The sequence below is a fragment of the Acinetobacter nosocomialis NIPH 2119 genome (assembly GCF_000368085.1).
Lineage (GTDB): Bacteria > Pseudomonadota > Gammaproteobacteria > Pseudomonadales > Moraxellaceae > Acinetobacter > Acinetobacter nosocomialis.
Map to the genome: position 1 here is coordinate 3184902 of NZ_KB849239.1, position 14026 is coordinate 3198927.

Annotated in this window: 10 protein-coding genes and 1 pseudogene; 9 read left to right on the plus strand and 2 right to left on the minus strand. The window is 39.6% G+C overall.

Annotation, left to right across the window (positions count from 1 at the left end):
• Positions 1-42 precede the first annotated feature (42 nt).
• The 8 genes from hutU (at position 43) to murI (ending at position 10653) form a co-directional block, all read left to right on the plus strand.
• Positions 43-1719 carry a urocanate hydratase gene (gene hutU / locus F984_RS18720; protein ID WP_002054061.1) on the plus strand — a complete coding sequence of 559 codons (1677 nt, stop codon included), beginning with the start codon at positions 43-45 and terminating at the stop codon, positions 1717-1719.
• A gap of 87 nt (positions 1720-1806) precedes the next feature.
• Complete coding sequence (gene hutH, locus F984_RS18725; protein ID WP_004711374.1) at positions 1807-3345, plus strand: histidine ammonia-lyase; 1539 nt, start codon at positions 1807-1809, stop codon at positions 3343-3345.
• Positions 3346-3409: 64 nt separating this feature from the next.
• Positions 3410-4822, plus strand: coding sequence for an amino acid permease (locus F984_RS18730; RefSeq protein ID WP_004711375.1), 1413 nt, complete (start codon positions 3410-3412; stop codon positions 4820-4822).
• A 51-nt stretch (positions 4823-4873) separates the two neighbouring features.
• On the plus strand, positions 4874-6079 hold the full coding sequence (gene hutI / locus F984_RS18735) for an imidazolonepropionase (RefSeq protein ID WP_004711377.1): 1206 nt from the start codon (positions 4874-4876) through the stop codon (positions 6077-6079).
• Between the two features lie 10 nt (positions 6080-6089).
• Positions 6090-7010, plus strand: a complete 921-nt coding sequence (hutG, locus tag F984_RS18740) for a formimidoylglutamase (RefSeq protein WP_025469364.1) — start codon at positions 6090-6092, stop codon at positions 7008-7010.
• 254 nt (positions 7011-7264) lie between these two features.
• Complete coding sequence (locus tag F984_RS18745) at positions 7265-9091, plus strand: DUF885 domain-containing protein (RefSeq protein WP_004711384.1); 1827 nt, start codon at positions 7265-7267, stop codon at positions 9089-9091.
• A 99-nt stretch (positions 9092-9190) separates the two neighbouring features.
• Positions 9191-9829: an HAD family hydrolase gene (locus F984_RS18750; protein ID WP_004711385.1), complete on the plus strand. Its 639-nt coding sequence runs from the start codon at positions 9191-9193 to the stop codon at positions 9827-9829.
• A gap of 23 nt (positions 9830-9852) precedes the next feature.
• Positions 9853-10653 (plus strand): glutamate racemase, encoded by an 801-nt coding sequence (gene murI, locus F984_RS18755; RefSeq protein WP_004711387.1) that lies wholly within the window; start codon positions 9853-9855, stop codon positions 10651-10653.
• On the opposite strand, the gene F984_RS18760 is transcribed toward murI, so the two are convergent.
• Together F984_RS18760 and F984_RS18765 are read right to left on the minus strand one after the other, a co-directional pair.
• The gene (locus tag F984_RS18760) at positions 10640-11263 is read right to left on the minus strand and encodes a LysE family translocator (protein WP_004711389.1); all 624 of its coding nucleotides are present in this window, start codon (positions 11261-11263) and stop codon (positions 10640-10642) included. The two genes, murI and F984_RS18760, sit on opposite strands and share 14 nt — an antisense overlap.
• A gap of 185 nt (positions 11264-11448) precedes the next feature.
• Positions 11449-12666: a hypothetical protein gene (locus F984_RS18765; protein WP_004711391.1), complete on the minus strand. Its 1218-nt coding sequence runs from the start codon at positions 12664-12666 to the stop codon at positions 11449-11451.
• 1021 nt (positions 12667-13687) lie between these two features.
• Here F984_RS18765 and F984_RS18770 point away from each other — a divergent pair.
• Positions 13688-13982 (plus strand): annotated as a pseudogene (locus F984_RS18770) (hypothetical protein).
• Positions 13983-14026 lie beyond the last annotated feature (44 nt).

Genomic DNA, 14026 nt, shown 5'->3' on the forward strand with positions numbered 1-14026 from the left:
GTGATGTTCTGCTGATGTAAGCTCAAAGGAAGGAGTCCGACTGTGACAACAACGACAACAAAATTTCGTGATGTAGAAATTCGTGCACCACGCGGCACTGAATTAACGGCTAAGAGTTGGTTAACTGAAGCCCCATTACGTATGTTGATGAATAACCTTGATCCGGACGTTGCAGAAAACCCGAAAGAGTTAGTTGTATACGGTGGTATTGGTCGTGCAGCACGAAACTGGGAATGTTTCGACAAAATTGTAGATACGTTAAAAAATCTTGAAACTGATGAAACTTTATTAGTTCAATCAGGCAAACCAGTAGGTGTATTTAAAACTCATAAAGATGCACCACGCGTTTTAATTGCAAACTCAAACCTTGTACCACACTGGGCAAACTGGGAACACTTCAACGAGTTAGACGCAAAAGCACTTGCAATGTACGGTCAAATGACAGCAGGTTCATGGATCTATATTGGTAGCCAAGGCATTGTACAAGGTACATATGAAACTTTCGTTGAGGCAGGCCGCCAACACTACAACGGTGACTTAAAAGGTCGTTGGGTTCTTACTGCTGGTTTAGGTGGTATGGGTGGTGCTCAGCCTCTAGCTGCAACACTTGCAGGTGCATGTTCTTTAAACATTGAATGCCAACAAGCAAGTATCGATTTCCGTTTACGTACTCGTTATGTAGACGAACAAGCAACTGACTTAGACGACGCTTTAGCGCGTATTGACCGCTATACAAAAGAAGGCAAAGCAATTTCAATTGCGCTTCATGGTAACGCTGCTGAAATTTTACCTGAGCTTGTTCGCCGTGGTGTACGTCCAGACATGGTGACTGACCAAACAAGTGCACACGATCCACTTAATGGCTACTTACCAGTAGGTTGGACTTGGGATGAATACCGTGAACGTGCGAAAACTGAACCGGAAGCTGTTGTAAAAGCTGCAAAACAGTCGATGGCGAAGCATGTACAAGCCATGCTTGATTTCCAAAAAATGGGTGTTCCAACATTTGACTATGGCAACAACATCCGTCAAATGGCGAAAGATGAAGGCGTAGCAAACGCTTTTGATTTCCCAGGCTTCGTACCTGCTTACATCCGTCCATTGTTCTGCCGTGGTATTGGTCCATTCCGTTGGGCTGCGCTTTCTGGTGACCCAGAAGACATTTATAAAACAGATGCCAAAGTTAAAGAGTTAATTCCTGATGATGAACATTTACATCACTGGTTAGACATGGCTCGTGAACGCATTAGCTTCCAAGGCTTACCAGCGCGTATTTGCTGGGTAGGTTTGGGCTTACGTGCAAAACTTGGTTTGGCATTTAACGAAATGGTTCGTAGCGGTGAATTGTCTGCACCAGTTGTGATTGGTCGTGACCACTTGGACTCAGGTTCGGTTGCAAGTCCTAACCGTGAAACTGAAGCAATGCAAGACGGTTCAGACGCAGTATCAGACTGGCCTTTATTAAACGCGTTGCTCAATACAGCAGGCGGCGCAACTTGGGTGTCTTTACATCACGGTGGTGGTGTAGGTATGGGCTTCTCTCAACACTCAGGCGTTGTGATTGTGTGTGATGGTACAGATGAAGCTGCTGCACGTATTGCTCGCGTATTGACCAATGACCCTGCAACAGGTGTTATGCGTCATGCCGATGCAGGTTATGAAATTGCGATTAACTGTGCCAAAGAGCAAGGCTTACACTTGCCAATGATCACGCAATAAAAATACATGGAAGAACTAGCGGTGCTTTTTGCAATTGTGAAAAGCACCGTCTCAGCAGAATATAGTGCAAAAAATTAGGAAGCCAACATGGAATTACTTATCCAACCGGGAAAACTGACCTTAGCCGATTTACGTCAAGCGTACCTCAACCCGATCAAAGTTAAATTGGATGAAAATGCCTCATCTGCAATTGATGCAAGTGTGGCTTGCGTTGAGAAAATTGTAAATGAAGGGCGTACAGCTTACGGTATTAACACAGGCTTTGGCTTACTCGCGTCAACCAAAATTGCTCCTGAAGATTTAGAAAAGTTACAACGTTCATTGGTTCTGTCACATGCAGCAGGTGTAGGTGAAGCACTTGATGATGCAATGGTTCGTTTAATTATTCTGTTAAAAGCAAATAGCTTGGCGCGTGGTTTCTCGGGTATCCGTCGTAAAGTAATTGATGCTTTGTTGGCTTTAATTAATGCCGAAGTTTATCCACACATTCCATTGAAAGGTTCTGTAGGTGCTTCAGGTGACTTGGCACCACTTGCACACATGTCTTTAGTTTTACTGGGCGAAGGTAAGGCACGTTATAAGGGTGAATGGTTACCAGCTGTTGAAGCTTTAAAAGTTGCAGGTTTAGAGCCGATTTCTTTAGCTGCTAAAGAAGGTTTGGCACTTTTAAACGGTACACAAGTGTCAACTGCTTATGCGTTACGTGGCTTGTTTGAAGCTGAAGACTTGTTTGCTGCTGCAACGGTTTGTGGTGGCTTAAGCGTTGAAGCGATGTTGGGTTCACGTGCCCCATTCGATGCTCGTATTCACGAAGTACGTGGGCAACGTGGTCAAATTGATGTAGCTGCGGCTTATCGTGACCTATTAACTGACTCAAGTGAAATTGCACATTCACATGAAGACTGTAGCAAAGTTCAAGACCCATACTCTTTACGTTGCCAGCCACAGGTCATGGGTGCATGTTTAACCCAAATCCGTCAGGCTGCTGAAGTATTAGAAATTGAAGCAAATGCTGTATCAGATAACCCGCTTGTTTTTGCTGAGCAAGGTGACGTGATTTCTGGTGGTAACTTCCATGCAGAGCCTGTTGCAATGGCGGCAGATAATTTAGCATTGGCGATTGCTGAAATTGGTTCACTGTCTGAACGTCGTATTTCGATGATGATGGACCGCCACATGTCACAACTCCCACCATTCTTGGTTGCAAATGGCGGTGTTAACTCAGGCTTTATGATTGCACAAGTGACAGCTGCTGCACTTGCGAGCGATAATAAAGCACTTGCACATCCTGCAAGTGTTGATAGTTTACCAACGTCTGCCAATCAGGAAGACCACGTATCGATGGCTCCGAATGCCGGTAAGCGTCTTTGGTACATGGCTGACAACGTTCGTGGCATTTTAGCTGTTGAATGGTTAGGCGCTTGTCAGGGTTTAGACTTCCGTGAAGGTTTAAAAAGCTCGCCTAAACTTGAACAAGCTCGTAAAATCTTGCGCGATCAAGTTCCTTACTACAGCGAAGATCGTTTCTTTGCTCCGGATATCGAACAGGCTAGTGAATTGCTTGCGAGTGGTTGCCTAAACAAGTTACTCATTCCAAAACTACTCCCTAGTTTATCTGAAGTGTGATTGATAAAACGGTCACATGGAGTGGCCGAATCCAACTAAATTTCCTCAAGGATTGGAGATTATAATGTCACAAAACTCCACACTACAGCGGGGTTTAAACACCCGCCATATTCGTTTCTTGGCATTGGGCTCAGCAATTGGAACTGGGCTTTTCTATGGTTCGGCGACTGCCATCAAAATGGCAGGGCCTTCAGTATTACTCGCGTATATCGTTGCAGGGATTGCAATTTATATCGTTATGCGCGCACTGGGTGAGATGGCTGTCCATAACCCTGTCTCTGGCTCATTCAGCCACTATGCATCTCAGTACATTGGTCCATTGGCGGGTTTTACCACAGGTTGGACCTATGTTTTTGAGATGGTGATTGTTGCAATTGCCGATGTCACTGCATTTGGTATTTATATGGGGTTCTGGTATCCCGATGTACCGCGGTGGATCTGGATTTTGTCTCTCATCATGTTCTTAGGTGCAATTAACCTTATTCATGTAAAAGTCTTTGGTGAACTCGAATTTTGGCTTTCTATTGTTAAAGTCAGTGCCATTGTTGCCATGATTTTAGGTGGCTTGGGTTTAATGTTCTACGGTTTCCATGTTGACCACAGCAATGTTGTACCGGGGCTTCAAAACCTATGGATTTATGATGGCTTCATGCCACATGGTATTGCAGGTTTAGTGGCATGTTTATCTGTAGTGGTATTCGCTTTTGGCGGGATCGAAATTATTGGTTTAACCGCAGGTGAGTCACAAGACCCGAAAACTACTCTACCAAAAGCAATTAATGCCGTTCCAGTCCGTATCTTACTGTTCTATGTACTCACTATTTTTGTACTTATGTCGATTTTTCCATGGAACCAGATTGGTAGCCAAGGCAGCCCCTTTGTACAAATTTTTGAAAACTTAGGCATTAAATCTGCTGCAAATATTTTAAATATTGTGGTGGTGACAGCAGCAATTTCAGCAATTAATAGTGATGTATTTGGTGCAGGCCGTATGTTGTACGGTATGGCAAATCGTGGTCAGGCACCGCAAGTGTTCAAGAAACTTTCACGTAATGGCGTGCCTTGGATGACTGTTGTGGTTATGGCTGGCGTGCTGTTAATTGGTGTGGTGCTGAACTACCTGATTCCTGAAAATGTATTTGTCATCATCGCATCAATTGCAACGTTTGCAACCGTTTGGGTATGGCTCATGATCTTGCTTTCGCAAGTGGCGATGCGCCGTAAATTATCTACTGCTGAAATTAAGGCACTAGATTTCCCTGTATTCGGCTGGCCATATGCTCCTGCTTTTGCAATCGGTTTTATGGTGTTCATTTTAGTCATGATGGGTTACTTCCCAGACTCGCGCCCTGCAATTTATGTAGGAATCACTTGGCTTGCTCTCTTAACCATTGCTTATCGTATTTGGGTAAAACCAGAGCAAAGCTTGGGAAAGGAAAGTGAGCCTGTCCAGCAAAACATAGAAATGGAAAGCTAACAAATCAACTGCCCAATAGTTTTACTGTTGGGCAGTTTCGAGGATAGGCTAATGAAAAAACTTTGGCAAAACTGCCATATTGCGACCATGCAAAATGGGCAATATTCTTATATCGAAGATGCTGCAATTGTCACAGAAGGGCATCTCATCCACTGGATTGGAAAACAACAACAACTTCCTGCCGACACTTATTCCGAAACAGTTGACTTAAATGGTGCTTGGGTAACTCCAGGGTTCATCGACTGTCATACGCATAGCGTATTTGGTGGCAACCGTAGTGTTGAGTTTGAAAAGCGCTTACAAGGCGTAAGTTATGCTGAAATTGCTGCAAGCGGTGGTGGTATTGCCAGTACTGTTCGTGCAACCCGAGAAGCCAGTGAAGAACAACTCTTAAACTCAGCACTGAAACGTATTCGCTGTATGCAGCAAGACGGTGTCACCACCATTGAAATTAAGTCTGGCTACGGACTCAATTACGAAAACGAGCGCAAAATGCTGCGTGTAATCCGTCAAATTGGTGAAAAATTACCGATGACGGTCAAAAGTACCTGTTTGGCTGCCCATGCGTTACCGCCAGAGTATAAAGACCAAAGCGATGCTTATATCGAGCATATCTGTACAGAAATGTTGCCTAAACTACATGCTGAAGGTTTAGTCGATGCTGTAGACGCATTCTGCGAGCATTTAGCCTTTTCACCTGCTCAGGTTGAACGTGTTTTTAAAACGGCACAATCATTGGGGCTACCCGTTAAACTTCATGCTGAACAGCTTTCATCGCTCGGTGGCTCAAGCTTAGCAGCACGTTATCATGCTTTGTCGGCTGACCATTTAGAGTACATGACCGAAGATGATGTCAAAGCAATGGCAGAGTCGGGTACGGTTGCTGTGTTATTGCCGGGTGCCTTTTATTTATTGCGTGAAACACAATACCCACCAATTGAAAGTCTGATTAAGCATGGCGTGCGTATTGCGCTGTCGAGTGATTTAAATCCGGGTACATCTCCAGCACTTTCTGTACGTTTAATGCTGAATATGGGCAGTACGTTATTCCGTTTAACACCTGAGCAAGCTTTAGCGGGTGTCACCATTCATGCTGCACAAGCGCTCGGTTTAGAGCAAACACACGGCAGTTTGGAGCAGGGTAAAGTCGCTGACTTTGTAGCTTGGGATATTGAGCATCCATCTGAAATTGTTTACTGGCTTGGCGGAGATTTGCCTAAGCGAGTTGTTCAGCATGGACAAGAAGTTATTTTTTAAACGGTGTCACATGAATCACACATTTAAATGGCAAGGCCGACATGATGGCGAGGGTGAAGCACATCAACGTATTCACCATATTGTGAACACCACCCAACATGCCGAATTTGCCCTGATTGGTTTTAGCTCTGATGAAGGCGTGAAACGTAACAAAGGCCGCGTCGGTGCTGCCGATGCACCAGATGCAATCCGCACGCAACTTGCTAACTTACCGATTCATCGCCCAGTCAGTATTGTCGATTTGGGTACGGTGACTTGTGAATACGGCAATTTAGAGCAAGCACAAAGCGAATTAGCTGAACAAGTCGCAAATAGCCTAGAACACGGCTTAAAACCTGTTGTATTGGGCGGTGGACATGAAGTTGCTTTTGGTAGCTTTAGCGGTTTATTCCAATATGTACAAGCCAACGCGCCAGATAAAAAAATCGGCATTATTAATTTTGATGCCCATTTTGATTTGCGTGAAGCAGAGCATGCCACCTCTGGAACACCTTTTTTACAAGCAGCTCGTCTTTCAGAACAGCATCAAAAACAATTTAATTATTTATGTATTGGGGTTGCCAACCATGCTAATACTAAAATTTTATTTGATACTGCTGATGCGCTAAATTGTTCATATTTACGCGATCATGAGGTTAATATTTTTAACCTACCAAATGTGCTTGCAGCGGTTGATGCTTTTATTGAAAAAGTAGACTGTTTGTACGTTACGATTGATTTAGATGTCTTCGCGGCTGCGGTTGCACCGGGGGTCAGTGCGCCAGCCGTAAAAGGAATTGATTTAGCTACTTTTGAAGCAATTTTTAAGCATATTCAAGAGACTGGCAAAATCAAACTTCTAGATATTGCTGAGTGCAATCCAAAATTTGATTTGGACAATCGAACAGCAAAACTGGCTGCGTATATTGTTTATCAATATTTATTTTCTTAAGAAACAATTTTTAATGTAAAAAATGAAAAAGTGCACTGAGATCGCTCATGTGCGCTTTTTTTGACTTTCTGGTAAATTAAAGTCAAATAGGGAATATAGATAGCAACTATAAATAATTTAATTAAAAAGAAAATTAATTTATAAAATCATTGAGTTAAAAAAATACTCGATTTTTACACTATTTTATAGGCTGCTTGGCACGTAATTTGTTTTGTCTATATTTTAAACTTCGTTAAATATGTTTGGATAATTAAATGAAAAACAGAACCTTACATTTTGCTTGTATCAGTGTTTTATTTTGGATGTCTCATTCGTCTAATGCTACAACCCCCGAAATAAATACAAATACCATCGAAAAATCACAATCTAAGCAAAACACTAATGTCTCTGTTCGGGTGAAAGCTTTAAATCAGCTTTTACAAGAACAATGGGAATATACTTTGAAAAATAATCCTGAAACTGCAACGACTTTAGGCGATTTACGCTACAACGATCGATGGACCGAATTTTCAAAAAATCAGATCGAGAAAGATAAAAAAACTACTCAAAATTTTTTAAAACGTTTTGAAGCGATTGATAGCACAGGGTTTTCAGCAACTGATCAATTAAATAAAGATTTAATGATTTATCAGTTGAAAGAGACACTTAAAAATTATGATTTGAAATTGTATGAGATGCCTTTCAATCAAATGTGGGGGCTACATTTACAATTTCCGGGATTTATTAGTTCGATTCCATTTAACAATGCTAAGCAATATCAAGACTATATTGCTCGTTTAAAACAAATTCCTCTTATTCTTGATCAAGGTATTCAGTTAGCAAAACAAGGACAAAAAGATGGTTTGATGCCACCCAAGTATTTAATTGAAAAGGTGGCAAAGCAGATTGATAGTATTGCAGCTCCAGCAGGGAAAGACAGTGTATTTGCTTCTCCATTAAAGCAATTTCCAAATAACATTTCGAAAGCAGAACAAGAACGTTTAAGCCGTGAAATACTACAGGCCATAGATCAGAATGTTCGGCCTGCTTATCAAAAACTTGGAACATTTATTCAGAAAGATTACTTACCCCATGGACGACAACATGAGGGTATATGGAGCTTGCCAAATGGTGATGAGCTTTATCGTTTTTATGTAGAAAACAATACGACAACCTCTGAAAGCCCTGAAACTATTCATCAGCTCGGGTTAAAAGAAGTTGCTCGTATAGAAGCGGAAATGCTGAAAATTGCTAAAACACAAGGTTTTAATGACTTAAAAAGTTTCCAACAATCCTTAAAAACAAATCCTGCGGTTTTCCCAAAATCTCGTGAAGAAATTTTAGAGATTTATCGCGGGTATATTGCCCAAATGCAACCGGAGTTGCCAAAGCTATTTGGTTTATTACCCAAAAATAAAGTCGAAGTTTTACCTGTAGAGCAATATCGAGAAAAAGAAGCGGCAGGTGCGGAGTACCACCAAGGCACGCCTGATGGTTCACGGCCCGGACAGGTATATGTGAATACTGGCGACTTCTCTGAACGTTCCAAAATATCCATGGAAGCAACTGCTTACCATGAGGCAATTCCCGGCCACCATATGCAGATTGATATTGCCCAAAATCTGCCAAACTTGCCGATGTTTCGAAAGCAACCTAACCACACTGCTTATATAGAAGGATGGGCACTTTATGCCGAACAATTGGGTAAAGATGTTGGTTTTTATAAAGACCCGCTTTCAGACTATGGAAGACTATCGAGTGAGTTGTTCCGTGCTTGTCGTTTAGTGGTTGACACTGGTGTGCATTATAAAAAATGGACCCGTCAGCAAATGATTGATTTTATGCGAGAACACTCAGCTTTAGATGAACCAGATATTCAGGCAGAGGCCGACCGCTATATTGCTATTCCTGCACAAGCATTAGCATACAAGATGGGCCAACTCAAAATTTTAGAGTTACGGGAACTCGCCAAACATGAGCTTGGAGACCGTTTTGATATCAAAGCGTTCCATGACATGGTTTTAAATGCAGGAACATTGCCTTTAAATATACTCGATGCCCGTATTAAAAATTGGATAAAGGAACAAAAAGCGGCAGCTTAAAATAAAATTTGAAATTTAGGTCAGGTCCTCGTTGGGCCTGATTTAAAAACCAATAGAAAACAGAATATAATAATAAAAAATATATTTTCGAAACTAGAAATGGAAAAAAACCTAAAACAATATCAGGCTATTATTTTTGATTTAGATGGCACTTTAGCCGACTCCTTTCATTTTTTTCTAAGCGTTTTAAATCAACTTTCCGCAAAGTATAAGTTTAAATCGGTAAGCCTTCACGAAGTCGAGTACTACAAACAACTTACGCCTAGAGAAATTATGAAAGAGATGAATGTTTCTAGGTGGAAACTGCCTTGGATTGCGAAAGATTTTATTCAGTTAATGAAAGAAAGAGATGAAGAAATTCATTTGTTTGAAGGTATGCGGGACCACTTAATTGAACTGCATAAGCGTGGATATACGCTCGCAATTATTACTTCAAACTCTAAAGAAAACTGTCAAAATGTACTCGGTAAAGAACTCTGTGAGCTTTTTAGTCATATTGATGGCGGCTCGTCTATATTTGGCAAAGCGAAGCGGATAACGCGTGTTCTCAACATTTTGGATGTAAGTAAAAACCATGCCATTTATGTCGGCGACCAAACCACCGATGGCGAAGCTGCACATAAAGCAGGTATTGATTTTGCTGCGGTAGGTTGGGGTTATACATCGGCCGAAAAATTAAAAACCATTCAGCCCAAAGTCGTGCTAACAGACTTGGCAACCATGAAAGAATTTTTCTAAATATATGAAATGCAGGACAAACCATGAATAACAATAACAACCCGATTGGAATGATTGACTCTGGTTTAGGTGGGTTGTCTCTCTTTAAGCATATTCGGCAGGCTCTTCCGAATGAAGACATTATCTATTTCGCCGACTCGAGATATGTCCCTTATGGAGACAGAGAAAGCGACTGGATTGTTTCACGAACCACGCATTTAATTTCAAACCTAGTTGCTCAAGGTAAGTGCAAAGCGATCGTGATTGCTTGTAATACTATGACAGCTGTAGCGGTTGAAACTATTAGAGCGCAAATTAATGTCCCACTTATTGCGATAGAACCAGCGGTAAAACCTGCTGTGGCCATGACCATGAGCAAGCATATTGCTGTTTTGGCAACGGCAACCACGGTGAAGGGCAAAAACTTAAAAAGTTTAATTGAAACGTATGCGCAAGATATTAAAGTATCTTTGGTGCCGTGTATTGGTTTGGCTGAAAAAATTGAAACGGGCAAAGCACATACAGCGGAGGTTAAGGATTATTTAAAAAATATTTTGGCACCGTTGGTCGAGCAAAAAGTCGATACGATTATTTTAGGATGCACACATTATCCGTTTGTTTCAGACACGATTCAGGAAATTGTAGGGCGTGATATTCAAATTATTGAGCCTTCCGAAGCTGTAACAGCCCAATTAATACGGCAGCTCAATCAGTATCATTTAAGTTCTGAAAGTCCAAATGAAGGGAACCATATTATTTGGACCAGTTCAGACCCGTTGGAAGTTGCGGACGTTACTTTTTCTTTGTTAGGTACGCGATTACCCGTAGAAACTACTGGTTTTTAAAACCAAGAAAAACGCCTAGCCCCATAAAAATGAGACCACCCATCACTGACATAGATTTTTGGGGCTTCTTTGATTTAGTTAATTTCTGACTAATGTAATTGGCTAAAAACACACAAACCACATCAGCAGAAACGAAGATTAGATTTACAATCATTCCTAAAATGATGAATTGAGACCAAACTGGAAAATCTAATGAGGTATTAATAAATTGAGGTAAAAATGCGATATAAAAAATAGCGGTTTTAGGGTTTAAAACTTCGACCAGAATGCTCTGCTTCAAAGATAACTGACCATTTTCAACATTTTGCTGAATAGTAGGGGACGAGGCAGATCTAATTAATTTAATGCCTAACCAAACTAAATACAATGCACCTAAAATTTTAATAATATCATAGAGTTTTGGAATAATTTGAAAGATGGTGGTTAGGCCCAAAGACGCCGCTATGATATGAAAACAGCCTCCTAAGAAAATTCCAAATGCAGCCATTAAACCAGATTTTCTACCGCGGGAAAGCGTCTGTGCAGCGGTATACAGCATTGCTGGACCCGGAATATAAGCAAAAATAATTGTAGTAATTAAAAATGTAATGAATAACTCTAAAGAAATCATGTTTTACCTATCTTATTGTTGCTGTTTTTGAATGAATTTTAAACAATTTAAAGTATAAGAAATTTATAAGTATTTCAATTTTATAATCAGATTTACTTCTATAAAACTCAAAATCATCCAAAGAATGATTTAAATTCTTTGGATGATTGAAAATAAGCCTATTTAGCTTTTGGAGTCACTGCCTATTAAGCACTTTTAAGTTCCCAGCGCTGTTTTGGGTCATCAGATCGTTGACTAATACCTACAGATGAACCCCAGATATGTGTCAGTACAGCATCTGGTTGGCCTTCTACAAAGATATAACCATCTTCAAATGCCCAATTAGTTTGGTACTGGCGACCCGCGCCTTGTAAGAAAACATCGCCACTATGCCAATTAACTGGTTTTATTTCTTTACCATTGGTACTGTTCAATGCTGTTTGCAGTTGTTCAAAAGATTCATTTGATTTTAAGCTGACTTTTAAAATCTTTTTGACCGTATCCATATTTTTTTCATTGGTATGTAAATCTAGAGTTTTTCTAAGCTCTAGAAGGACTTTTACGGCTTCTTTTTTGAGGTCTTGAGTATTTTCATATTCTTTATATGCTTTTACATGAAGTTCCGCCATGCTCTCTTTCTTCATATTTTTTAGTAGAGCATCGATATTGTCATGGCGTAAATGCAATCGGAACTCTGACCTTGTAGTCCAATCTTTTTGATCCAAGACATCTAATTGCACAGAGGCAAGAATGATCTTATAGATTTGTTCATTATGCTGAGCGAAAGGATTCACAGGCAAATCTTTAAGTTCAGGAATATCTAAAAATAGCAAAGGAGAGGAAGCATATTCATGGAACTTTTGTTCGATGCGACGAATTGACTCATGAGCGAGTACTGCATCTAAAAAGTCATTCAGCTTAGTCTCATCAAGTTTACCAACAAGCTCCGATTTAATCGTTTCTTCGCCGTTACTATCAATAAAGGTATCTAATAGACTAACGATATCAAGACAATCACTGGTTTTTAAGTGGGCGAGTGTTTCTTCATCTTGCTTTGGTAAAAGAGTAAGGAAATGCTCTAAGTCCTTATCTAATAATTTATATGCAATCGCATCTGTCTTAACATAAGCACCGAGTACCCAACTAGAACGAATATCTTTAACTTTGTTGTATAGCTTATTCTCTCGCCCACTGCGATAGTCGCGGCTGTCAAAATACCAAAGTTCTTCGTCTATGTTTTTAACCTTGTCATGTACTGTAAATAGTCGATCATTTGTATGCGAGTAAGCTATCTTACCCGTTTCTCCAAGTGAACTTACAGCATCTTGTAAGCCATGGGTTTGTCCACCGTATGCGCTTGCGATACACGCACCTGTTTCTTTGTTAACGATTCTAAAGTTTCCACCTGGAAATCCATTAGCCATGATCAGTCGCTCCTTATAATTAGAAAGTTTTGTAATAGTCGAAATTTATAGTTATTAGGCAAATTTCGAAGCGTGATTTATATCATAATTTTTCACATATAAATCCAAGCATTTTTGTTGGTTTTTGTATATAACATATTGATTTAAATGTATTTATTAGAATATCTTAATAAATGGCTGAGACTGTGTTTTAGAGCTTTATGAGCACACTAAAAAGCCCAATATACTTTTAAATCTATATAACGTACTGATGGTCTTTTGCTTTCTTAGATAAAAATTACCCGTAAAAGCTATAGAAAATTAAACTCTAGAAAAGATGATAAGAGGTGTTTGCTTATCATCTTATATTTTTATATAGATTGTTAAATTGAAATTAAATATTAATCTATTTCATTAGCTAAATATATATAACTCAATTTTATATTTTAAATTTAATTAAAAACTGTAAATAAATAACAAGAATAATATTATTTAAATATAAATAAAATGATTATATTTAAACTTTTTTATTAAAATAAATTGACGTAATTAAAATCACCAATTATTATCTCGTTGCTGGCCTACATTGCCAGACGGTTTTGACAGACCGTACTTAGCAAATGGGTTATACTTCCTCAGTATTTCCCATGTGGAACCTTTGTGCCCCCTTTTTCTCTATGGTAGGGCGGAAGGGGGACGCGTTCGCGCGTGCTGGTCGCTAAGTCTAGTCTGTCAACCCTCTTTCGTTCTACCACCCTAATCAATTGACGGTGATTTGGTGGTAGGACTCCATTTTTTAAGGAGTTGGCCATGCCATTATTTAAACTCGTTTTCTCTTTTAGTTAACTATTTTATTTATTTAAAATTTGGGTTTTCTGCGACCTGATTTTTTAAATTTATAAATTATTTCTATTTTAAAATTTTAATTATTTTATTTTCCTGTATTTATGGGAGGATTAACTTTTATTTAAAAAAATATTTTAATATTTAATCGAATAATATTTTTATTTTATTTAAAGATATAAATAATCATGAGAATAATATGAAACTTCATAAATTTATATTGTTTTTAAACCTTGTGTTCGGTGCTTACAGTATTACAAATGATGATGCCAATGCTCAGCAGGAATTTAAAAGAATTTGTTTGTCAGGTAAACACATGCAAGCCAGTTGTAATTGTGTTTGCCAGCAGCTTGCACAGGTGTATTCACCTCAAACCGTGCAACGTTTAAAACACACCAGTTTGCAAAGTCTTGTTCTCCCACAGGACTTTGCCCCTAACTTATTTAGCAGCATTCAACACTGCAACGAAACTGAAATGGGCTAAGTTCGCTTAGCTCCTTTATCTCTGTGTCGCAATGATCTCTCAAACTTTAAATCA

Excerpts from the sequence above, each read along its gene's own strand:
- hutH (WP_004711374.1), top strand. The coding sequence starts at position 1,807 with ATGGAATTACTTATCCAACCGGGAAAACTGACCTTAGCCGATTTACGT.
- F984_RS18730 (WP_004711375.1), top strand. The coding sequence starts at position 3,410 with ATGTCACAAAACTCCACACTACAGCGGGGTTTAAACACCCGCCATATT.
- hutI (WP_004711377.1), top strand. The coding sequence starts at position 4,874 with ATGAAAAAACTTTGGCAAAACTGCCATATTGCGACCATGCAAAATGGG.
- hutG (WP_025469364.1), top strand. The coding sequence starts at position 6,090 with ATGAATCACACATTTAAATGGCAAGGCCGACATGATGGCGAGGGTGAA.
- F984_RS18745 (WP_004711384.1), top strand. The coding sequence starts at position 7,265 with ATGAAAAACAGAACCTTACATTTTGCTTGTATCAGTGTTTTATTTTGG.
- F984_RS18750 (WP_004711385.1), top strand. The coding sequence starts at position 9,191 with ATGGAAAAAAACCTAAAACAATATCAGGCTATTATTTTTGATTTAGAT.
- murI (WP_004711387.1), top strand. The coding sequence starts at position 9,853 with ATGAATAACAATAACAACCCGATTGGAATGATTGACTCTGGTTTAGGT.
- F984_RS18760 (WP_004711389.1), bottom strand. The coding sequence starts at position 11,263 with ATGATTTCTTTAGAGTTATTCATTACATTTTTAATTACTACAATTATT.
- F984_RS18765 (WP_004711391.1), bottom strand. The coding sequence starts at position 12,666 with ATGGCTAATGGATTTCCAGGTGGAAACTTTAGAATCGTTAACAAAGAA.